Origin of the sequence: Nannocystis sp. RBIL2, assembly GCF_026626745.1 — a bacterium.
Classification (GTDB): domain Bacteria; phylum Myxococcota_A; class Polyangia; order Nannocystales; family Nannocystaceae; genus Nannocystis.
This window is the reverse complement of the sequence record NZ_JAPNJW010000001.1, coordinates 2,708,949-2,730,647: the sequence shown is the minus strand read 5'-3', so window position 1 is coordinate 2,730,647 and position 21,699 is coordinate 2,708,949. Positions and strand designations below refer to the sequence as shown.

Annotated in this window: 13 protein-coding genes; 7 read left to right on the top strand and 6 right to left on the bottom strand. The window is 70.2% G+C overall.

Going from position 1 to position 21,699, the window contains the following annotated elements; translation table 11 throughout:
* The first annotated feature begins 575 nt into the window (after positions 1-575).
* Together OV090_RS10565 and OV090_RS10560 are read left to right on the top strand one after the other, a co-directional pair.
* Positions 576-2,345: a DUF1592 domain-containing protein gene (locus tag OV090_RS10565; protein WP_267703460.1), complete on the top strand. Its 1,770-nt coding sequence runs from the start codon at positions 576-578 to the stop codon at positions 2,343-2,345.
* A gap of 7 nt (positions 2,346-2,352) precedes the next feature.
* Entirely contained in the window at positions 2,353-3,699 is a 1,347-nt protein-coding gene (locus OV090_RS10560; protein ID WP_267703459.1) for a DUF1552 domain-containing protein, read from the top strand.
* Positions 3,700-3,799: 100 nt separating this feature from the next.
* On the opposite strand, the gene OV090_RS10555 is transcribed toward OV090_RS10560, so the two are convergent.
* Positions 3,800-5,560 carry a hypothetical protein gene (locus OV090_RS10555; RefSeq protein ID WP_267703458.1) on the bottom strand — a complete coding sequence of 587 codons (1,761 nt, stop codon included), beginning with the start codon at positions 5,558-5,560 and terminating at the stop codon, positions 3,800-3,802.
* A 336-nt stretch (positions 5,561-5,896) separates the two neighbouring features.
* Here OV090_RS10555 and OV090_RS10550 point away from each other — a divergent pair, with 336 nt between their 5' ends.
* Positions 5,897-7,201 carry a hypothetical protein gene (locus OV090_RS10550; RefSeq protein ID WP_267703457.1) on the top strand — a complete coding sequence of 435 codons (1,305 nt, stop codon included), beginning with the start codon at positions 5,897-5,899 and terminating at the stop codon, positions 7,199-7,201.
* 119 nt (positions 7,202-7,320) lie between these two features.
* Positions 7,321-10,065: a tetratricopeptide repeat protein gene (locus OV090_RS10545; RefSeq protein WP_267703456.1), complete on the top strand. Its 2,745-nt coding sequence runs from the start codon at positions 7,321-7,323 to the stop codon at positions 10,063-10,065.
* Between the two features lie 16 nt (positions 10,066-10,081).
* Here the strand turns inward: OV090_RS10545 and OV090_RS10540 are convergent, their stop codons facing one another.
* From OV090_RS10540 to OV090_RS10525, 4 genes are all read right to left on the bottom strand, one after another.
* The gene (locus OV090_RS10540; RefSeq protein ID WP_267703455.1) at positions 10,082-10,567 is read right to left on the bottom strand and encodes a hypothetical protein; all 486 of its coding nucleotides are present in this window, start codon (positions 10,565-10,567) and stop codon (positions 10,082-10,084) included.
* Positions 10,568-10,646: 79 nt separating this feature from the next.
* Positions 10,647-12,086: an efflux transporter outer membrane subunit gene (locus OV090_RS10535; protein ID WP_267703454.1), complete on the bottom strand. Its 1,440-nt coding sequence runs from the start codon at positions 12,084-12,086 to the stop codon at positions 10,647-10,649.
* On the bottom strand, positions 12,079-15,417 hold the full coding sequence (locus OV090_RS10530; RefSeq protein ID WP_267703453.1) for an efflux RND transporter permease subunit: 3,339 nt from the start codon (positions 15,415-15,417) through the stop codon (positions 12,079-12,081). Before OV090_RS10530 ends, OV090_RS10535 begins: the two co-directional genes overlap by 8 nt.
* A gap of 10 nt (positions 15,418-15,427) precedes the next feature.
* The gene (locus tag OV090_RS10525; protein WP_267703452.1) at positions 15,428-16,603 is read right to left on the bottom strand and encodes an efflux RND transporter periplasmic adaptor subunit; all 1,176 of its coding nucleotides are present in this window, start codon (positions 16,601-16,603) and stop codon (positions 15,428-15,430) included.
* A gap of 385 nt (positions 16,604-16,988) precedes the next feature.
* Here OV090_RS10525 and OV090_RS10520 point away from each other — a divergent pair, with 385 nt between their 5' ends.
* From OV090_RS10520 to OV090_RS10510, 3 genes are read left to right on the top strand one after another with little or no spacing between them, the layout of a single operon-like run.
* On the top strand, positions 16,989-18,434 hold the full coding sequence (locus OV090_RS10520) for an ATP-binding protein (protein WP_267703451.1): 1,446 nt from the start codon (positions 16,989-16,991) through the stop codon (positions 18,432-18,434).
* Complete coding sequence (locus OV090_RS10515) at positions 18,431-19,801, top strand: sigma-54 dependent transcriptional regulator (RefSeq protein ID WP_267703450.1); 1,371 nt, start codon at positions 18,431-18,433, stop codon at positions 19,799-19,801. Before OV090_RS10520 ends, OV090_RS10515 begins: the two co-directional genes overlap by 4 nt.
* 38 nt (positions 19,802-19,839) lie before the next feature.
* On the top strand, positions 19,840-20,427 hold the full coding sequence (locus tag OV090_RS10510) for a GrpB family protein (RefSeq protein ID WP_267703449.1): 588 nt from the start codon (positions 19,840-19,842) through the stop codon (positions 20,425-20,427).
* A gap of 76 nt (positions 20,428-20,503) precedes the next feature.
* Here the strand turns inward: OV090_RS10510 and OV090_RS10505 are convergent, their stop codons facing one another.
* Positions 20,504-21,679 (bottom strand): cytochrome P450, encoded by a 1,176-nt coding sequence (locus OV090_RS10505; protein ID WP_267703448.1) that lies wholly within the window; start codon positions 21,677-21,679, stop codon positions 20,504-20,506.
* Between the last annotated feature and the right edge of the window lie 20 nt (positions 21,680-21,699).

Genomic DNA, 21,699 nt, shown 5'->3' with positions numbered 1-21,699 from the left:
GACCGTCGACCTCGTGCGCGAGCGTGCGGACGCCACGTACTTTGCGGCGTTCCTGGCACCTGGGGCTCGGCGCTCGCACTCCTTCGGTTCACGGCGTTCGTCCTCGCGGCGGAGCGACGGTGGCGATGCAATTCACGGGTAACTCCTGAAGGTCCCCGGTGAGCGACTCGAGCAAAGAACGTCGAGACAGGCAGTTACCCCTGCGCGAGCGAAGGCGCCGGCGAGCGACCCGTGACAGCGACGCGTCGGGCATTGCCGGAGTTGGCCTGCTCCCGTTCGTGCCGTCGATTCATCCATACATCTCCGGGCTGCAGATTGCAGACCTTCGGGCATATCGCTGAAATAGCCCATGCGCGTGTTCGCGCGCGAGGGCGTCTCCATCGAAATGACCGGCAGACCAGTCGAGTGGCCGTACTGCACCGGTTGGCCACGATCGCGGTGATCCGTCGGAACGGGTGATCCATCGATCGCGTGATCCGTCGCCTGTCGGCACGACGCTGGCGCGGCCGCCGGAGCGGCTGCGAGAAGTTGTATTCTTTCGTTCGTTCCCGCTACCTTGCTACGGTGGAGCTGCGATGATGCGTTTGGTTTTGCCGCTCGGCGGTTGTCTCCTTCTCGCTGCCTGTCCGTCCGATCCCGTCGCCAACACGTCCGACGGCGACACGACGACCACGGCGGCCACGACCACCACGTCGCCCGGCACCGGTAGCACCGGGGACAGTCCCGGCAGCACCGGGGACGTGCCCACCAGCACCGGTGACGATTCCCCGACGACCGACGCCTCGACGTCGACGACCGGCGACGACGGGGAGCACTTCGAGCCCGCTCCGGGCGGCCTGCGCCGGCTGCAGCGTCATCACTATGTCGGCTCGGTCCGCTATCTTCTCGGTGACGCGGCCGCCGGGGCAGCCGCGCCGCCCGAGGATTACTCGCTGCACGGCTTCGACGCGATCGGTGCGGCCGAGCTGTCGCTGCAGGAAAGCGCGATCGAGCAGCTCGAGGCGTCCGCGCGGGCGGTCGCCGTCGCTGCGGTCGCCGACCGCACCACGCTCGGCGGCCACGTCCCGTGCGTCCTCGAGGCCGATCCGGGCGACACCTGTTACGAGGCAATCGCCGCCGACCTCGGGCGTCTCGCGTGGCGCCGCCCGCTGACCGCGGAGGAGGTCGGCCCGCTGGTCGCCATCGCCAAGGACGCGAGTGCCTGGGGCGGCGGCAGCTTCGCGACCGGTCTGCAGTACGAGCTGATGGCGCTGCTGCAGTCGCCGTACTTCATCTACCTCGTCGAGGTCGGCGAGCCGGACCCCGTCGACCCGGCCGTGCGCACCCTGACGCCGACCGAGCTCGCCGCGCGCATGTCGTTCTTCCTGATCGGGCGGACCCCTGACGCCGAGCTGCTCACCGCTGCCGAGGCCGGCGAGCTCACCACCGACGACGACGTGCGCGCGGTCGCCGAGGCCATGATCGCCCGCACCGAGGCGCGCGCGACCCTGTCGAACTTCTACTCCGAGCTGTTCCAGCTGCGCGACCTGTCGACGATCAACAAGAGCAACGAGCTGTTCCCGCAGTTCACCCCCGAGCTCGCGTACGCGATGAAGTACGAGACGCTGCGGCTGATCGAGGACATCGTCTGGGACAAGGACGCCGACTTCCGCACGCTGCTCGACGCCGACTACACCTTCGTCAACCCCGCGCTGGCGTCGCTGTACGGCCTGCCGCCGCCGCCCGGGCAGGGCTTCGCCAAGGTCGACCTGGCGGCCGAGCAGGGCCGCGCCGGTCTCCTGGGCCAGGCCAGCTTCCTCGCCCGCTTCGCCCACCCGGCCGAGACCTCGCCGACGCGCCGCGGCCAGTTCATCCGCGCCAAGCTGCTGTGTGAAGCGGTCCCGCCGCCGCCGCCCGGCGTCGACGCCAGCCTGCCGACCGAGGACCCGAACAAGCCGCAGACGATGAAGCAGAAGCTGCTGCAGCACATGCGGGACCCCAGCTGCAGCGGCTGTCACTCGCTGCTCGACCCTCTCGGCTTCGCGCTCGAGAACTACGACCCCGTCGGCGCCTACCGGACCCTCGACGACGGCCTCGAGATCGATCCGAGCGCCAACGCTGCCGACCTCGGGGAGTTCGCCTCCGCCCGCGACCTCGCCGAGCTGCTCTTCGACGATCCGCGTATCACCGCGTGCGTGATCAAGAACTTCGTCCGCGGCTCGCTCGGTCACATGGAGCGCCTCGGCGAGATCGACGTGCTCGACGACCTCGAGGCCGGCTTCGTCGCCAACGATCACCGCCTGCAGCACCTCCTCGTCGAGCTGGCCGTCAGCCCCGTGTTCCGCGCCGTCGGTGCGCCCAAGTGAGCTTTTTATGATCAACCGTCGCACCATTCCCCGTCGCACCTTCCTCCGCGGCCTCGTCGGCGGCTCCGCGGCCGTCGTCGGCCTCCCCCTGCTCGAGGCGATGCTCGACAGCCACGGCGAGGCGCTCGCCGACGGCTCCCCGCTGCCGACCCGGTTCGTCACCTGGTTCTTCGGCAACGGCGTGATCCTGCCGCGCTTCGAGCCGGCCGCGACCGGCGCGAATTATCCGCTGAGCGACCAGCTGCAGCCGCTCGCCAACGTGCGCGACTACGTCACGGTGCTGACCGGCCTGCGCAACCGCTGCGAGGTGACCGTCACCCACCACGAGGGCATGACGGCCTTCAACGGCTACACGATGACCGAGCTCAGCGGCTTGTTCTCCAAGGCCGGCGGCCCGACGATCGACCAGCTGATCGCGGCGAAGATCGGCCAGGACACCCCGGTCGCGTCGATCCACCTCGGCGTCTCGAAGCACCTCAGCGTGATGGACTCCGGCACCACCATGCACGCCCTCTCGCACAAGGGCCCCAACGAGCCGCAGTACCCGCAGTTCAACCCGCAGCAGGCGTGGACCGACCTGTTCGGCGCGTTCGCCCCCCAGGCCGACGACCGCGCGCTGCGGTCCAGCATCCTCGACGCAGTGCGCGACCAGACCGCCGCGCTGCGGATGAAGCTCGGCAAGCACGACAACGAGCGGCTCGACGCGCACCTCGACGGCGTGGGGGCGCTCGAGAAGAAGATCGAGGCCACCGTGCCGCTGTGCGCCTTGCCGGACAAGCCGACCGAGACCAACACCGACATCAACGGTGTCGAGCCGATCACGGCCGTCAACGCAGTGATGAGCGACCTGCTGGTGTACGCCTTCCAGTGCGACATCACCCGCGTCGCCAGCATGCTGTTCCACGGCGGCGCCGCCGAGACGGTCTTCTCGGAGATCGACATCTGGAGCGGCCACCACAACAACTCGCACAACCCCAACTCCGAGGAGCTGCACACCGGCATCGTGCACATCATGGGGCGCTTCGCGGACATGCTCGAGAAGTTCAAGGCCTCGGAGGACATCGACGGCAAGAACCTGCTCGACACCTCGATCATCTATTGCAGCAGCGACTGCGCCGAGGGCTGGACCCACTCGATCCAGCGCCAGCCGGTCATCCTCGCCGGCCACGGTCGCAACAAGCTGATCTTCCCCGGCATCCACGTGCAGGCCGCCCCGTACCCGATGAGCGACGGCAACATCTCCGACGTCCTGCTGACCTGCCTCCAGGCGTTCGACCCGCGCGCGACCTCGATCGGCGCCGGCGGGCCGATGTCGACCACGCCGATGGAGGCGATCAAGGGCACGATGTTCTGACGGCGAAGCCCGCGACGGCCGCTCAGGGCGGCCGCTGGGGTGCACCATGCAGCATGAAGAGCGCGGCCTCGGCCGCGCTCTTCGTTTTACCGGGCGGGGCTCACTCGCACATGCCGCAGCCGAACGACTCGACCTCGGCGACGCACTGCGAGTCCCACTCGACCGAGCAGCAGAAGCTGTCCTGGGCGCACACGCACTCGGAGATCGCCGCGTCGTCGCACGACGCCGAGTCGTGCTCCTCGCAGCAGCCGGTCCCGCCCTGACCGCCGCACGTGCCGCAGCCGAGCGTCTCGACCTCGGCGACGCACAGGCCGTCCCACTCGACCTCGCAGCAGAACGGGTCCTGGGCGCACACGCACTCGGAGACCGCCGCGTCGTCGCACGACGGGGTGTCGTGCTCCTCGCAGCAGGCGGCCTCGACCGGGCCTTCACACATGCCGCAGCCGAACGCCTCGACCTCGGCGACGCACTGCTCGGTCCAAGCACCCGTGCAGCACAGGTCGTCCTGCGCGCACACGCATTCGGCGATCGCCGCGTCCTCGCACGACGGGGTGTCGTGCGCCTCGCAGCAGGGGCCCAGGGCCGGGCCCTCGCACATGCCGCAGCCGAACGCCTCGACCTCGGCGACGCACTGCTCGGTCCACGCACCCGTGCAGCACAGGTCGTCCTGCGCGCACACGCATTCGGCGATCGCCGCGTCCTCGCACGACGGGGTGTCGTGCGCCTCGCAGCAGGCGCCCAGGGCCGGACCCTCGCACATGCCGCAGCCGAGCGGCTCGACCAGCGCCACGCAGTCGGCGCTCCACACGTCCTGGCAGCAGCCCGGCGCGTTGTTGCAGACGCACGCCTGCACCGCCTGGTCCGCGCATCCCGGGCCCTGACCCGCTTCGCAGCAGTCGCCGAGCTCCGGCTGACACACGCCGCAGCCGAGCAGATCGACCTTGTCGACGCAGGTGACGTCCCACTGCGCCTGGCAGCAGAACGGGTCCTGCGCGCACACGCAGGCCTCGATCGTCGGGTCGCTGCAGCCGGGCCCGTCTCCGGGCATGCAGCAGGCCGTCTTCTCTTCCTCCTCGCACATCCCGCAGCCGGCCTCGTCGACCAGCGCGACGCAGGCCTCGCTCCACACGTCGGCGCAGCACTCCGGGGCCAGGGCGCACACGCAGCTCTCGACCCCGGCGTCGAGGCACCCGCCGCCGCGGTGCGCCTCGCAGCACTCGCCCTTCGGCGGCTCCTGGCAGACGCCGCAGCCGAGCGAGTCGACCGCAGCGACGCACTCGGGCCCCCACACGCCCGCGCAGCAGTCGGGCAGCGCCAGGCACACGCAGCTCTCGATCGCGTCGTCGGTGCAGCCGGGCCCGATCCCGGCCTCGCAGCACGCACCCTCGGGCAGCGGCGGGCACGCGCCGCACCCGAGCTCGGTGACCAGGGCGACGCACTGGCTGGTCCACGGCCCCTGGCAACACGACGCATCGACCGTGCACACGCACGCCTCGATGGCAGGGTCGCTGCACAGGGTCGGCTCGCAGCAGACCGCCGGCGGCTCGCCGGTGGTCGCGTCGGTCGTCTCCGTGCTCGTCACCCCCGTCTCCGTGGTCGAGCCGGTGGTCGTGGTCGCCGTCTCGGTGTCGGTGGTCGAGGCCGTCGTGCCGAGAGTGGTCGTCGGCGCGGTCGTGGTCGGCTCGCCCGTGGTGGTGCCCGGGTCCGAAGTCGTGGTCGAGGTGTCGGGCTCGGTCGCCGCCGAACCGGACGAGCTGCTCGGCGCGCTCAGGCTGTCGGTCGAGGTGACATCGTCGCCGCAGGCGGACAACAGCGGATTCAATGCGACGAGCGCGAGGGTGATCGAGGCGAGGCTACGCAAAGCGAACGGCTCCTGAAGGCGGAGGACGGCGCCGCCCTGTCCGCAGTATCGCAGCGCACAGGACCTGCACCTTGAGTTACCTATACACGAGGAAGGCCCGACGTTTGCGATCTTCGCTCGGCGCTCGAAGGGATATCGCACCGCGTATCCGCGACGCCCCGAAGCGCGGCCTGTGACTCGTTCACATCAGCGCGAGAACGCGCTCGCGGTCGCCGATCAGCTCGCCCGACGCCGGGTGCATCGATGTGCGCCTCGGTGAGCCGCGGCGGCCGCTGAAACGGAGATTTAAGCGGGGATTAAGTGGGCCGCGGGCGACGCCTGGCGCACCCTCGCCGCGTGCGTACTCGGTCGATCGACATTCTCATCCTCGGCGTTCTCGCGGGCCTCGGGGCCTGCGACAGCGATGTCCCCGCCGGCACGACTGCGACCACGAGCGCGACGAGCGGCCCCGACTCCGATTCGAGTAGCGAGGCCGGCACGAGCGGCGAAGCCGGCACGAGCAGCAGCACGAGCGACGCAGTGCCGACCAGCGGTGACCCGAGCTGGGGCAGCAGCAGCAGCAGCAGCAGCAGCGGCGATGTCCCGCCGGACGATTGCCAGGCGCCGCTCCCGAGCCCGCCGTCCTGCGAGCCCATCCCGGAGGCGTGCGGCAACGGGACCGCCATCGCGGGGGCCAGCGACGCATTCGTCTACCGCACTGCGTTGACTGCAGAAGACGTGTGGTTCCTCGGCCACCGCGTGGGCTGCCCTCAGGCCCTCTACCGCGTGTCGAAGCGAGGCGGCGACGCGCAGTGGATCCGCGAGGTCCCCGTCCTCGTCGACTTCGAGGGCGATGACGCGGCGCTCTACATCGTCGAGCAGACCGAGGACCCGCTCATCATGAAGGTGAGCGCGCGGGTCGACGGCGAGGAGACCGTGATCGGCGAGACGCACGCCCATCCGGCCGACAACAGCTACTGGAACACCGCGCTCACGCGCACGCTCGCCGGCGTCGTCACCTACGACGACCTCGGGCCGATCCGCCCGTCGTTCGCGCACCTGACCCCGACGAAGCTGGTCCTCCTGGCCGACAAGGTCGAGGGCAAGTCTTTGGGCTCGGCGCCCGCCTACGACGGCGAGCGCCTGTTCTTCACCTGGAACGACCCACCGTTCGACGAGGATGGCAGCGGGCCCCTCCATGGCGCGCTGGTGCGCCTCTCGGGCGGCGCCCAGACCGTCCTGGCCGGCGACGCCTCGACCCGCATCGATCCATCCGTGGCGGTCGACGCCGACTTCGTCTACTTCGCCACCGGCGATCCGAGCAAGGTGTACGGCGTGCAGCCGGCGCCGATGAACGTGTCACGGGTCGCCAAGACCGGCGGACCGGTCACACCGCTGTTCCCGGCGATGGACATCGGCATCGATCAGGTGCTGGTCGACGGCGACGAGGTGTTCTTCCACCAGGCGCCCGCAGGCATCTTCGCGGTGCCGAAGACAGGCGGCACGCCGCGGCACGTGTGGCACGGGGTCGAGATCGAACGGCGCGGGCTGCATCTCGACGCGCACGACCTCTACTTCTCGGTCAGGGTGGCGCAGGGCGACATCCCGCCGCCCGGCCACGATTTCATCGTCCGCGTCGCCAGGACTGCGGTCGTTCCGTAGGTTTCTGCGGTCGAGCTCGAAGACGACCTCGCGCGCACGCATCCTCGCGTCTCGAGGATGCCCTCTCGTGAGTCGCGGCTTCGTCGCTCGCCCGACGCGGCGTTATGCTCTCGGCCGGCATGCCCGCGCCAGACGACCGCTCGGACTTCAGCGTGCTCGCGACGCATGTGCCGGTCGTCTCGTCCTCGTTCGTCGGGCGCGTCGCCGATCTCGACGCCATCGCCGGCCGCTTCGAGGACGGCGCGCAGCTCGTGACGATCACCGGGCTCGGCGGCATGGGCAAGACCCGCCTGGCGCAGCGCTTCGCCGAGGCGCAGGCGGCCAGCTACACCGCGCCAGGAGCGGGCGGGGCGTGGTTCTGCGATCTCACCGGGGTGCACGGGGCGATGGCGGCCTGCTCGGCGGTCGCGTCGGCGCTCGGCCTGCAGCTCGCGGCCGACGAGCCCGCGCTGGCCGAACACCTCGCACGCACCCTCGCGCGGCGCGGGCGGATCCTCGTCGTCCTCGACAACTTCGAGCAGCTCGCCGACATCGCCGAGGCGACGCTCGGTCGCTGGCTGCGGGCCGCCTCGCGGGCGCGCTTCCTCGTCACCTCGCGCGTCGCCCTCGGCCTCGCCGGCGAGCACCTGTGGCCGCTGCACCCGCTCCAGCTGCCGCCGCCGGGGCTGCGCGACGAGGCCGGTCTCGCCGCGATCGAGTCGATCGATCTGTTCGTCCGTCGCGCCCGCCAGCTCCGCCCCGACCTCGTGCTGCGCCCGGACGACCTGGCGGCGATCGCCGAGGTCGTGCGTCGGCTCGACGGGATCCCGCTGGCGATCGAGCTGGCCGCGGCGCGCATCACTGTGCTCTCGGTCGTCCAGCTGCGCGACCGCCTGGTCCATCGATTGGCCCTGCTCGTGCGCCACGGCGAGGGCGGGCGGCACGCGTCGATGCGCCGGGCGATCGCCGATACGTGGGACCAGCTCCGCGCCGCCGAGCAGGACTGCTTGGCCGGGTGCACGATCTTCGCCGGCGGCTTCACCCTCGAGGCCGCGGAGGCAGTGCTCGCCGACGAGGTGGGCCCGGTGCTCCCGCTGCTCGAGTCGCTGTGCCTGCGCTCGCTGGTGCGCGCGACGCCTCGCCTCGACCTCGACGGCGAGCTGCGCTTCTCGCTGTACGAGACGATCCGCGAATTCGCGGCCGAGCGCCTGACTGCAGCCCCCGAGCTGGCGGTCCGGCTCGCCGGGCGTCACGCGGCCGTGTACGCCGACCTCGGTCGCGCGCTCGCGGTGCCGGCGGCGGCCGGCGGCGGACCAGCAGCGGTGCGCCTCGAGCTCGACCTCGACAACCTGATCGCGGCGCACGCTCACGCGCTCGTCGGCGACGGTCCCCATGCCGCCGAGCAGGCGCTGGCCCTGGCGCGCGGGGCTCATCGCGCGCTGATCCGCCGCGGCCTGGTCGGGCACTCGCTACGCTTGCTCGACGGCGCGATCGAGAAGGCTCGGCCCGCAGCGGCGCCGGCCGACCTCGCCGCCGCTGTGCTCGCGCGAGGTCGGGCCCATCGTTTGCTCGGGGCAGGGCAGCGAGCCCGCGCCGACTTCGAGGAGGGCTTCGCGCTCGCTCGCGCGGCCGCGGACCCGACGCTCGAGGCGCTCGGCCACATGTTGCTCGGCGAGTTGGTCGAGCTCGACGGCGCCACGGAGGAGGCGCGCGCTCTCTTCACGGCCGCGCTCGCGTGCCTGGCCCGGGTCGCAGATGACCCGCTCGGCCCGTTGCACGAGGCGGACGTGCGGACGCGCCTCGCCCACGCGTACCGGCGCGAGGGGCAGCTCGAGCACGCGGAGCGGGAGATCCGTCGCGCGCTCGAGCGGCATCGCGCGGCCGAGCACTCCGAAGATCTGCCGCTGGTGCTCTACGAGGCGGGGGTGATCGCGTGGTTCCGCGGCCGCCACGACGAGGCGCTGGACCGCTACGACGAGGGGCTCGCGCTGGTCCAGGCGAGCGACGCCCGCCACGCCCGCGGCGCGCTGCTGTACGTCCGCGCGATCCTCCTGCAGGAGCGGGGCGACCTCGACGCCGCGTTCGACCACTACGTCCGCGCCCTCGAGCTCATCCGCGTCAGCGGCAACCTCCACCTCGAGGCCAGCGCGCTCTACTACTTCGCCGGCGCGCACCTCGAGCGCGGCCAGCGGGACGACGCGGCCAGGCTGCTCGAGCGCGCGCTGGTCATGTTCCGCGACCTCGAGATCCCTCGCTACCAGGCGCTGACCGAGAGCTGTCGCGCGACCCTGTTCGCGTTCGCCGGCGACCTCGAGTCGGCGCGCGCTTGCCTGGCCGCCGCCGAGCAGGCCGCCGCAGCGTGCCGCTCCGAGCGCGCGTTGACTGCGACCGTGGCGATCCACGGCCTCACAGTGCGGATGATGGCGGGCGCTCCGGGGGCGCGCGCCGGCTTGATCGAGGAGGCGCGCGCGCTCGCCGAGGCGCACCCGAGCGACGACTCTCGCTTCGCGCTGCGAGCCGCGCTCGCCTGCCTCGCGCGCGCCGAGCCGTCGGGGCAGCCGCTGATCGTCCGCGCCGGCGGCCGGGCGCTGCGCCTGCCCGGAGCCGCGGCGGACGTCGATCTGCGGCGCCGCGTGCCGCTGCAGCGGATCGTCCTGGCGCTCGCGCGCAAGCGGATCGAGGCGCCCGGCGAGGCGCTCGCGCTCGAGGAGCTGCTCGCCGCCGGCTGGCCCGGCGAGCGCGTCGGCGACAGCGCCGGCACCAACCGCGTCCACGTCGCGCTGACCACCCTGCGCAACCTCGGCCTGCGCGGATTCCTCGTCAGCAACCGCGACGGCTACGCGCTGACCTCCGCGAGCCCGTGCTCGCTCGAGCAGGGCGATTGACGTTCCGCACCGAAGTTCAGCCCCAGCGCAGCGTGACGACATGCAGCGCTCCGTCGTCGAGGCTCACCAGCGAGCTGGGCTCCGGCCCTCCGTCGCTCACCTGGATCCGGCCCGCGTAGGCGCGGACGCGCTCGAGCCGCGGCCAAAGCGCGAGGAGCTGCTCGACGATCGCCCGCTCGACGAGCTCGAGGTCGGGGGTCGTATCGGCCCCCAAGAAGTCGATCCGCCCGAGCGGGTAGGCGTCGCGCGGCGGGAGGAGCGTCCGGCCCGGGAGCAACGACCGGCCGTCGAGCGAGCAGTCGTGGACGTCCCCGTGCGCGTCGTAGGTGGAGAGCACGACCGGGAAGCTGTCGAAGGCTCCCTCGGCCTCCACCTCGAACACGACGAGCGCGACTTCCGGGAGGACACGGAGGGCTCCGGCGATGGCGAGGAGCTCCGCCTGCAGCGCGGGTGACAGGGCGGCGAGCGCTGCGCGAACCGATCGTTCGTCGACGAACCGCATGGCCCGAATATAGGCGGGCCTCGGGCAGGCAACCAGTCAGTCGACCCGGGATTCGCTGAGCCGGACGTCGAGTCCGTGACTACTGGTTTTGCCGCCAGCCGCCGCCCAGCGCCTGATAGATCGCCACCACCGCCTGCATCTGGTCCTTCTGCGCCTCGACGAGATCGATCTCGGCTTCCAGCGAGTCACGCGTGGTCATGAGGACCTCGTTGTAATCCGCCTGCGCCGACTGATAGAGGGCCTTCGACGTCTCGATGGCCGCGCGGAGCGCTGCGACTTGCCCGGACAATTGCTCGTAGCGCTGGCGCAGGTTCGAGAGCGCCGTCAGCTGGTTGTACACGTCCGTGTACGCCTGCAGGATCGAGCGTTCGTAGTCGAAGACCGCCTGGACCTGCCTGGCGTTCGCCGAGCGGTAGTCGGCCTTGATCGCTGCCCGGTTGAGCAGCGGCGCCACCAGGCCGCCGGCGATGTTGTAGGCCAGCGACCGGGGGTCGATCAGGTGCTGCAGGTTGAACGACTCGAAGCCGATGCCGGCGTCGAGGCGGAGCGAGGGGTAGAAGCGGGCCTTCGCGCTCTTGGTGTCGAGCTTCGACGCCTCGAGCCGCAGCTCGGCCGCCTTCACGTCGGGGCGGTTCTCCAGCAGATCCGAGGGCAGGCCGGTGGCCACCACGTCGGGCTTCGCGGCCATGAAGGTCCGGGGGTTGCGCGCGACGGGCTGCGGGAACCTTCCGACCAGGAAGTTGATGCGATTTTCGACGATGATCCGCTGCTGCTCGAGGGAGAACCTCCGGCCCTGGTTCTTGAGCACTTCGCCCTGGAACCGCTGGACGCCCAGCTCGGTGCCGCGCGCGGCCAACTTCTTGAGCTTGACGACCTCGAGCGCGTTCTTCTGCAGCTCGATGTTGCGATCGAGGATCTCGATCTGGAGGTCGAGCGCGACCAGATCGTAGTAAGAGCCGGCGATCTCCGCCACGATCTCGGTGACCAGGAAGTTCCGCTCCTGGATCGTCGCTTCGTATTGAAGCAGCGCGGACTTCCTGGCGTTGCGGAGCCTGCTCCAGATGTCGGTCTCCCACGAGGCCACGAAGCCGAAGCGGAAGTCCGCCAGCGGCCTCGGCAAATTGTGGGCCCTGTGCTCGACCCCCTGGGCGGTGTACTCGCCCGGCTTCTCGAGGCCGGCGCCGACCTCCGCGTCCAGGCGCGGGATGTAGTCGCCGCGGATCGCCGCGGCGTTGTTCTGGGTGATGATGATCTCCTGCAGCTGAATGTTCAGCTGCTGGTTGTTCTCCATCGCCTCCTGGATGAGCGACCTCAGGTCCGGGTCGGCGAAGAACTGGTCCCATTGCTTCTGCACCGCGACGCTCGGGCCGGACTCCGTCGCCAGGGCGCCGAAGTTCTCGGGGGCCGTCTTGTTCGCCTCTCTGGCCTTGTTGTTGCCCAGGATGCTCGCGCAGCCGAGCGACAGCGACAGGGCGCAGGCGACCGTGCGGGCGAAGATCGAGCGCCACCGCTTATTCACGGGAATCCTCCTCCGCGTGCGCGGGGTTCGAGTGCGCCGGCGGCTCGGGCCGGATCGCGCGGGGGGTCGCGTCCTGGGGCTGGTGGAGCTCCGGCGCGCGCGCCGTCGACATCGACCCGGCGTCCGCGAGGGTCTCGGTGATGAGATCCGCCAGCGACACCTCGGACAGCGGCAACGGGTCGGTCGGCGCCGACGGCTCGGTGGGCCCGCCGATCCGCAGGAACTTCTCGAACCGCTCGATGTGGCCGAAGATGAAGTAGAGCCCCGGGATGAGGACCACGCCGAACACGGTGCCCATCACCATGCCGCCGAGCGCGGACGAGCCGATGGTGTTGTTGCCGACGGCGCCGGCGCCCTTGGCCACGACCAGCGGATAGAGGCCGGCGACGAACGCGAACGAGGTCATGAGGATCGCGCGGAAGCGGGCCTTGGCGCCGGCGACGGCGGCTTCGAACACCGTGGCGCCCTCGCGCCGGGTCTGCACCGCGAACTCGACGATCAGCACCGCGTTCTTGCCGAGCAGGCCGACCAGCATGACCAGGCCGACCTGCGCGTAGATGTCGTTCGCCAGGCCCATCATCTGCAGGAACAGGAACGAGCCGAACGCGCCCGCGGGCAAGGACGTGATCACGGCCAGCGGGAGGACGAAGCTCTCGTACTGAGCCGCGAGCACCAGATAGACGAACACCAGCACGATCCCGAAGATGTAGATCGCCTCGTTGCCGCGCCGCGCCTCGTCGTACGACAGGCCCTCCCAGGCGATGTCGTAGCCGCGCGGCAGGACCTCCGCCGCCACCGCCTTGATGGCGTTGACCGCGTCGCCGGTCGTGTAGCCGGGCGCGTTGTTGCCGCGGATGGCCGACGAGTTGTACATGTTGTAACGGGTGATCTCGTTCGGGCCCTGCCGCTTCTTGAGCGTCATGAACGACGAGTAGGGGACCATCTCGCCGGCCTCGTTCTTGACCCACATCTTCAGGACGTCCGGCGGCAGCGCCCGGAACTCGGGCAGCGCCTGCACGTAGACGCGGTAGAAGAAGTTGAAGCGGGTGAAGCCCTGCTCGAAGTTGCTGCCGATCATGAGATCGAGGTTCTCCATGGCCTTGCGGATGGAGACGCCCTTCTGCATCGCCTTCTTGTTGTCGATGACGAGCTCGTACTGCGGGTAGTTGGCGGCGTAGAACGTGAAGAGGCCGGTCAGCTCGGGCCGCTCGCGCAGCGCCGCCATGAACTCCTGGTTGACGCGATCGAACTCGTAGTAGTCGGTGCTGCCGGTCTTCTCGAGCATGCGGAAGGAGACGCCGCCGGCCGCGCCGTAGCCGGGGACCGCCGGCGGCTCGAAGAACTCGACCACCGCGCCGATGTCCTTGGCCCGCTCCTCGAGCTCCTCGATGACCTCGGTGACCGACTTGTGGCGCTCGGACCAGTCCTTCAGGTTGATGAGGCACGTCCCGGCGTTCGAGGCGCGGCCCTCGGTGAGGATCTCGTAGCCGGCGAGGGCGGACACCGACGCGACCTCGGGCAGCTCCTTGGCGATGTCCTGCAGCTCCCGCGAGACCGCGTTCGTCCGCTCGATCGTGGTGCCCGGCGGGGTCTGGATGATGGCGTAGATGATGCCCTGGTCCTCGTTGGGCACGAAGCCGGCCGGGAGCACCTGGTTGACCTGCATGATGCCGAACACGAACAGGCCGAGCGCCAGGAGCGTGACGTAGAACCGCCCCAGGGTCGCCCGAATCACCCGGACGTAGATCGACGTGACCCAGTTGAACACCCGGTTGAAGCCGCGGATGAACAGGGTGATCGGGTTGCGGGTCTTGCCGTGGTCGTGCACCGGCTTGAGGATCAGGACCGACAGCACCGGCGTGAGCGTCAGGGCGATGAAGCCGGACAGCACGATCGACGAGGCCATCGTGACCGAGAACTGGCGGTAGAACACGCCGACCGGGCCGGGCATGAACGCCACCGGCACGAACACCGAGGTCATCACCAGGGTGATGGCGATGATGGCGCCGCTGATCTCGTTCAGGACCGCCTTCATCGCCTCGTAGATCGACAGGCTCGTCGTCTCCATCTTGGCGTGCACGGCCTCGACGACGACGATGGCGTCGTCGACGACGATGCCGATCGCCAGGACCAGCGCGAACAGGGTGATGAGGTTGATGCTGATGTCCAGCACCGCCATGAAGATGAACGCGCCGACCAGCGACACGGGCACGGCGAGCGTCGGGATCAGCGTCGAGCGCCAGTCGCCGAGGAACACGAACACGACCAGCGCCACCAGCACGAACGCCTCGACGAGGGTGTGGGTGACCTGCTCGATGGAGGCGTCGACGAACCGCGAGACGTCGTAGCTGATCGCGTAGTCCATCCCCGGCGGGAAGGTGGTCGCCTTGATCTCCTCCAGCGTCTTCTTGACGTTCTCGATCACCTCCTGCGCGTTGCTCCCCAGCGTCTGCTTGAGCACGATCGCCGCCGAGGGGTGGCCGTCGAGGTTGGAGTAGATGTTGAAGAACTCGCTGCCCAGCTCGACCTTGGCGATGTCCTTCAGGCGCAGGATGTGGCCGTCCGGGGTGGCCCGGATGATGATGTCCTCGTACTGCTCGGGCTTGTTGTAGCGGCCCTCCCACACGAGCACGTACTCGAGCGACTGCGCCGTCTTGCCCGTGGCCTGGCCGACGCGGCCGGGGCGACCGATGATGCTCTGGTCGGCCATCGCGTCCTGCACCTCCTCGGGCGAGACGTTGTAGGCCCGCATGCGGTCCGGGTTCAGCCAGACGCGCATGGCGAACTGCCGGCTGCCGAGGATGCGCGCCTGGCCGATGCCCTTGACGCGCATGATCTCCGGCAGGACGTTGACGTTGGCGAAGTTGAACAGGAACTTCTCGTCGGCGCCCTCGGCGGTGCTGAACACGTTGACGTACATCAACATGCTGGGCATGACGCGCATCAGGATGACGCCCTCGAGCTGGACCAACTTGGGCAGCTGCGGCATCACCTGATCGATGCGGGTCTTGACGTTGATGATCGCCTGGTCGGGGTCGGTGCCGAGGTCGAAGATGACCTGGATCGTCGCCTCGCCGGCGCTGGTCGCGTCGGTGAGCATGTAGCGCATGCCCTGCACGCCGTTGATGGCGCGCTCCAGCGGGATGAGCGTCGACTGGATCAGGACGTCGGCGCTGGCGCCGGGGTAGGCGACCGTGATCTGGACCTGCGGCGGCGCGATCTCGGGGAACTGAGACACCGGCCGCGTGCCGATCGACAAGAGGCCGAGGAGGACGATCAGGACCGAGACGACGATGGCGAGGACCGGGCGGCGGAGAATCTGTGCGAACATGTCGGCCTCCTCATTCCGCGTGGTACTTCAGCTGCGCGAACACCTCGGCGGGCTCCTCGAGCTTCACGTCGACGTGCTTGCCGTCCTGGACCTTGCGCAGGCCCTCCAGGAGGATGTGGTCGGTGTCCTCGAGGCCGCTCTCGACGATGAAGGCGTGCGGGAGCTCGGCCGCGACCACGATCGGCCGCTGCTTCACGATGCCGTCGTCGCCGACCACGAAGACGTAGCGGCGATCGAGGATCTCGAACGTCGCCTTCTGCGGGATCAGCTGGGCGTTGGCGTACTTGGTGGTGACGATGATGTTGCCGGTCTCGCCGTGCCGCAGCAGGCCGGCGGGGTTCGGGAAGGTCGCGCGGAAGGCGATGTTGCCGGTCGTGTTGTCGAAGTCGGCCTCGATGGTCTCGACCCTGCCCTCCTGGTCGAACATCTTGTCGTTGGCCATCTTGAACTTGACGACCATCTTCTGCTCGGGGTCGGCCTTGTAATCGAGGTACTCGGCCTCGGGCACGTTGAAGTAGATCCACAGCATGCGGTTGTCGGACAGCGTCGTCAGCAGGTCGCCCTCCTCCACGAGGCTGCCCAGCCGCACCATGAACCGATCCATCAGGCCGGTGAACGGGGCCCGGATCTCGGTGAGGCGCATGTGGGTCTGCGCGAGCTCCAGCTCGGCCTTGGCGCGGTTGAGCTTGGCCCCGGCCAGCGCGAGCTCGGCCGAGGACACGATGTCCTTGTCGGCCAGCATCTTGGTGTTCTTGTATTCGATCGAGGCCGCCTCCGCCTCCGCCTCCGCGCGGTGGAGGTCCGCTCGGTAGATGAGCGGCATGATCTGGAACATCTTGGTGTCCTCTTCGATCAGCTGGCCCTCGTCGACGAAGATGCCCGTCAGATAGCCGCGCTCCTGGGCGCGCACCTCGATGTGCTGAATCGCGTGGACCTGGGCGACGTAATCGCGGGTCAGCTCCACGTCCTGTCGGAGCGGAGTCGTGACGGCGAAGACTCCCGCCTCTTCGTGATGCTCGTGCGGGTGTTGGCATGCCAGCAGGCACACGGCCGTGAGCGCGCCGGCCAGCGAGAGGAGTCGCGGCAGCAATCTTTTGTCAGCGGCGCGGCCGAGCAGCAGGCGCACGATCGCCAGGACGATCGAGGTTCGGGGCCGCCGCAGCGCGCTTGGGAGGTTGTCGTTCATCGAGGTTTGCCTGTCCGGCGCGAGGTCTGTTCGCGCACGGCCCAGGCGCAACGGTGTCCGTCGCCGGGGCCGCGGCCGCTCGGGCCTGGCCCACGCCGTTACACGTGCGATGCCGGGGGCGTATCGATAGAAAATGGTTGAGGAAATCGCAGGAGGGCGCGGCCCGGTTGGAAAAATTCCCAGCGCTCCCTGGGAGCCCCTCCCATCGTCGTCCTCGCCCGGGCGGCGCGCGGGCCGACCGCAGAGTTCGCTGCGGCGGGTCGCGGCTCCGTCGCAGCCAGGCGCGGCGCGGGTTTTCCTGGACCCTCGCGGTCGGGCTTCGCCGTGGCGCGCGGATTGCAGCCGCCGAAACAAACCGCGGTACCCTCGCCGCGGAGGCCTCCTCATGACCCGCCAGCCCTTCGCCCCCGCCGAACGCAGCCGTGTGCGGATCAACGGCCTCGTGTTGGTCCTCGGCGCGGTGCTCAGCGTGGCGATGGTGGCGTGGGTGGGGATCCGGTTCGAGGACGCGGAGTCGGAGCTGGCGATGCAGCGCGAGCAGCGGCGCCTGGGGGACCTCGCGTCGCTGTTGTCGGTGGAGCTCGCGGCGGAGCTGGCGAACCTGGCGCGCGATTCGCCGCCGACCGCGGACCCGCCGGCGACAGAGCCCGGGACGTGGACCGCGCCGGTCGCCGGCGGCGACGGCCGCGAGCTCGGGGTGCAGGTGCGGATCGGCGAGCTGTTCCACGTCGCCGATCACCTCCATTCGGCGGACGAGCGGGTGTTCGTGCAGCCGCCCGGCGCGGCGAAGTTCTTCGATCTTCACGGCCTGTCCGCAGGGCCAGGTGTGCTGGCGGCGCTGGTCGGGCGCGGCGAGGACACCGGCATGCTGTCGGACGAGCAGGCGCAGCAGCTCGGGCTGCCGGCGTACCCCGCGTTCGTCAGCGTGGCGGCGGCCGACGGCGGGGTCCTCGGGACGTGGCGCGTCGCCGTCGTCGGCAGCACCCGCGAGGAGGTCGAGCGCGACCGGCGAGGCATGCTGCGCGTGATCATCAAGGTGCTGCTGACCGGCATCACGACGGTCGCGTTCGGCTACTTCGCGTTCCGGGAGTTCCGCGCGCAGGTGATGGCGCGCCACCAGCTCGAGCTCGCCGAGCAGCGGCGGGCCGGAGAAGAGGTGCTGGCCCGCGAGAACCGCACCGCGACGATGCTGACGCTGGCTTCGGGGGTCGCCCACGAGGTCGGCACGCCGCTCGGGCTGATCCGCGTCAAAGCGGAGGCGCTGCGCAACGCGCTGCAAGACTCGCCCGAGGAGCAGGACGCGAAGACGATCCTCGGGCAGGTCGACCGCCTGCGCGACGTGGTCCAGGGGTTCCTCCGCGTCGCCCGCGGCAGCATGCCCGAACAGACGCGCGTGGCCCCGGCGACGCTGGCGCAGGCGGTCCGCGACCTGCTCGCGCACCGCTTCCAGGCGGCCGAGGTCGCGCTGCAGGTGGAGGTCGCGCCCGAGATGCCGGACGTGCGGGTCAACGCGCTGCTCGTCGAGCACGCGCTGGTCAACCTGCTCGTCAACGCCTGCGACGCGTCCCCGCGCGGCGGCCAGGTCACGCTGCGCCTGCGCCACGAGCACGAGGACGTGGTGTTCGAGGTGCTCGACGAGGGCGAGGGCGTGCGCGAGGAGGATCGCGAGCGCCTCCTCAAGCCGTTCTTCTCACGCAAGGCGCACGGCACCGGCCTCGGGCTCGCGCTCACCAACGAGATCGCCCGCATGAGCCGCGGGTCGGTCACCCTCGCCACGCGGTCGCCTCGCGGCGCGATCGCCACGCTGCGTTTGCCCCGGGAGGTCCCATGACGAGCGAACACAAGGTCGTGCGCCCGCACGTGCTCCTGGTCGACGACGAGCCCGAGTGGGGCGACGCGCTCGGCGAGGAGCTCGGCCGCCGCGGCTTCAAGGTGCACGTGGTGCGCGACGCCGCGGCCGCGCTCGCGCTGCTCGAGTCGCAAGAATTCGACGCGCTGGTGACCGACCTGCGCTTGGAGCGCGGCGACGGCGTGTCGCTGATGGTGCAGGCGCAGGAGCTCGTGCCGCAGCTGCCGACGATCGTGATGACCGCCTACGCGGCGATCGACACCGCGGTCGAGGCGATCCGGCGCGGCGCGTTTCACTACTTGACCAAGCCGTTCGGGGTCGACGAGCTGGTGCTGTTCCTGCGCCGCGCGCTCGACGACCGCCGGCTCCGCCGCGAGACGGGCGAGCTGCGCCGGCGCCTTCACGACGCGGCGCCGCAAGGCCTCGTCGGCCGCAGCACGGCGATGCGCGCGGTGTTCGAGGTGATCGCACGCATCGCCGACACCGACGTGCCGGTCCTCCTCACCGGCGAGACCGGCACCGGCAAGACCACGATCGCCGCGGCGCTGCACGCCCGTAGCCAGCGCGCGTCGGCGCCGTTCGTCGCGGTCAACTGTGCGGCGATCCCCGAGCAGCTGCTCGAGAGCGAGCTGTTCGGCCACACCCGCGGGGCCTTCACCGGCGCGACGCAGGCGAGCCCGGGGCTGTTCGCGGAGGCCGACCAGGGCACGCTGTTCCTCGACGAGATCGGCGAGCTGCAGACCGCGCTGCAGGCCAAGCTGTTGCACGTGATCGAGCGCGGGGTGATCCGGCCGATCGGCGGGACCCGCGAGCGCCGCGTCAATACGCGGATCCTCGCGGCCACCAACCTCGACCTCGCCGCGGCCGTGCGCGCCGGCGAGTTCCGCGAGGACCTCTATTATCGCCTCGCCCTGGTGGTGCTCGAGATCCCGCCGCTCCGCGACCGCCGCGAAGACATCCCGCTGCTCGTCGAGCAGTGCCTCGAGTCGGCGCGCCGGCGCTATCCTACGGCGGCGCCGCGCCGGATCGGCGAAGACGTGATGGCCGCGTTCCTCGCCTACCGCTGGCCCGGGAACGTCCGCGAGCTGTGTCACCTGGTCGAGCGCCTGGTGCTCCTGTCGCGCAACGAGGTGATCGCGCCGACGGACCTGCCCCGCGGCTTCGGCAGCGAGGACCCGGACGCGGCAGAGGACGGGCCGGGGCCGTTCGGCGACGCGGTGCTGCCGCTGCGAGAGATCCAGCGCCGGTACGCGCGCTGGGCGGTGGCGCAGCACGGCGGCGTGAAGGCCCACGCCGCCCGCGCGCTCGGGGTCGACATCAAGACGCTGATGAAGCTGCTGACGGAGTGACCGCGACGGTCGCATTCGGCTGATACACTGGTCGTCGCATGGGCTCTTCGAATCGCGGCCAGCCGATCGTCATCGCCGACTATGACCCGGCGTGGGTTGCGAAGTTCGAGGCGGCGCGCGATTCGATGTTCGCCGCCTGCGGCCGGGAGGCGTTCGTCGCCATCGAGCACATCGGCAGCACGTCGGTGCCTGGCCTCGCGGCCAAGCCGATCATCGACATGATGCCGGGGCTGCGCTCGCTGGACGACGCGCCGCCGATCATCGCCAGGCTGGTGGCGCTCGGGTACCAGTACGTGCCGGAGTTCGAGCAAGACACGGCTTCCGGCCCCGGCATGCCGCACCGTCGCTACCTCCGCGGCAACGACGGGGACGGCCGCCGCGCCTATCACGTCCACATGGTCGAACACGGCGGCGACTTCTGGACTGCGCACCTGTTGTTCCGTGACTACCTGCGAAGACACCCCGAGGCGGCGGAGGCGTACGCGCAGCTCAAGCGCGAGCTGGCGACCGGCTTCAACGCGACGATCACGTCCACGAGCGACATCAACGTCGGCTACACCGACCGCAAGACCGAGTTCGTGGAAGACATCGTCGCCCGCGCGAGGGCCGAGCGCGCACCGCGGTGACTGCGGGCGCGCGGCATCTTTCGACCTGCCCCATGAGACAGGTGCAGGTCGAGCTCGATGTCGTCGCGGGTCCGCGTCAAGCGCGGTCGCAGGTCACGACCGCGTTGCGCAGCTCGTAGCTGAGCAGCATCTCCGACCAGCCGACGTCGGGCGCGCGCTCGAGGCGGATGCCCGGGACGCGGAGCAGGGCGTCGAGGAACATGCGCGTCTCGTGCAGGGCGACCTGCTTGCCGGGGCAGTGATGGGCGCCGGCGCCGAAGCTGAGGTAGGCGCCGTTCGCCTTCATCCGCTGGGCCCGATCGGGGTCGAGCGCGCGCGGGCACGGGCCGACGGCGGCCTCGTCCTCGTGGATCGCCCGCAGGTCGAGCGCGTACTTCTCGTTGCCCTTGTCAGGCGAATCGGTCTTGCGCCGGTAGAGCAGCGAGGCGATAGGCTCGAGGCGGAGGATCTCGTTCAGGATGGCGAACTGGCGCGCCTCGTCGCCCGCGAGGAAGTCGGCGCGCAGCGCAGCGTCGTCGAACAGGTGCCAGGCGGCCATGACGATGAACTCGCGCGTGGTCACCATGCCGGCGGCGGCGTAGGTCATGCACTCGGTGAGGATCGCCCGCTGCGACGCGCCCCTGGCCAGGAGCTCGGACAGGAGGTCGTCCTGCGGCGCCTTGCGGCGCGCGCGGAGGGCAGGGGTGATGTCGTTGACGTAGAAGCCCAGCATCGCCCGCCCCTTGCGCAGGCCGGCGGCGAGCTTGGCGAAGACGTTGAGCCGGTGGTGCCAGCCGGCCGACAACATCAGCGCGAGCCGCCGGGCCATCTTCGGCATGTCGCTGTCGGTGAGCCCGACGATGTTGGCGGCGACCGCCACGGTGAGCTCGAAGCTGATGATGTCGAGCTGGGCCCGCCCGTCGCGCCGGAGCTGACCGAGCAGCCGCGCGGTCTCCCGCTCGATGATCGCGTGGTAGCGGCTGGTGATCGCCTTGGGCGTGAAGAAGCGGGCGATGCTGGTGCGCTTCTCGCGGTGCGGCGCGCCGTCGAGGAAGAACACCGGCGCCTTGTCCGGATCGCTGATGTCGACGAACTCCGCCCCGGCGCCGCCCTGCAGCAGGTCCCTGTCCAGCAGGACCTCGCGCGCCCGCTCGAAGGCGCGAATATGCTCGGCCCCGGGCTCGATCTTGATCCGTTGCGTGACGACGGCCGCGCTCTTGCTGTCGTTGCGGGTGGCAGTGAAAGGACATTTCGCCGCAGAATCCACGCTCATCGGCCGCCAGCTCCCCTTCT

Coding starts and splice junctions, on each gene's coding strand:
- OV090_RS10565 (WP_267703460.1), top strand. CDS start 576: ATGATGCGTTTGGTTTTGCCGCTCGGCGGTTGTCTCCTTCTCGCTGCC.
- OV090_RS10560 (WP_267703459.1), top strand. CDS start 2,353: ATGATCAACCGTCGCACCATTCCCCGTCGCACCTTCCTCCGCGGCCTC.
- OV090_RS10545 (WP_267703456.1), top strand. CDS start 7,321: ATGCCCGCGCCAGACGACCGCTCGGACTTCAGCGTGCTCGCGACGCAT.
- OV090_RS10540 (WP_267703455.1), bottom strand. CDS start 10,567: ATGCGGTTCGTCGACGAACGATCGGTTCGCGCAGCGCTCGCCGCCCTG.
- OV090_RS10530 (WP_267703453.1), bottom strand. CDS start 15,417: ATGTTCGCACAGATTCTCCGCCGCCCGGTCCTCGCCATCGTCGTCTCG.
- OV090_RS10525 (WP_267703452.1), bottom strand. CDS start 16,603: ATGAACGACAACCTCCCAAGCGCGCTGCGGCGGCCCCGAACCTCGATC.
- OV090_RS10520 (WP_267703451.1), top strand. CDS start 16,989: ATGACCCGCCAGCCCTTCGCCCCCGCCGAACGCAGCCGTGTGCGGATC.
- OV090_RS10515 (WP_267703450.1), top strand. CDS start 18,431: ATGACGAGCGAACACAAGGTCGTGCGCCCGCACGTGCTCCTGGTCGAC.
- OV090_RS10510 (WP_267703449.1), top strand. CDS start 19,840: ATGGGCTCTTCGAATCGCGGCCAGCCGATCGTCATCGCCGACTATGAC.
- OV090_RS10505 (WP_267703448.1), bottom strand. CDS start 21,679: ATGAGCGTGGATTCTGCGGCGAAATGTCCTTTCACTGCCACCCGCAAC.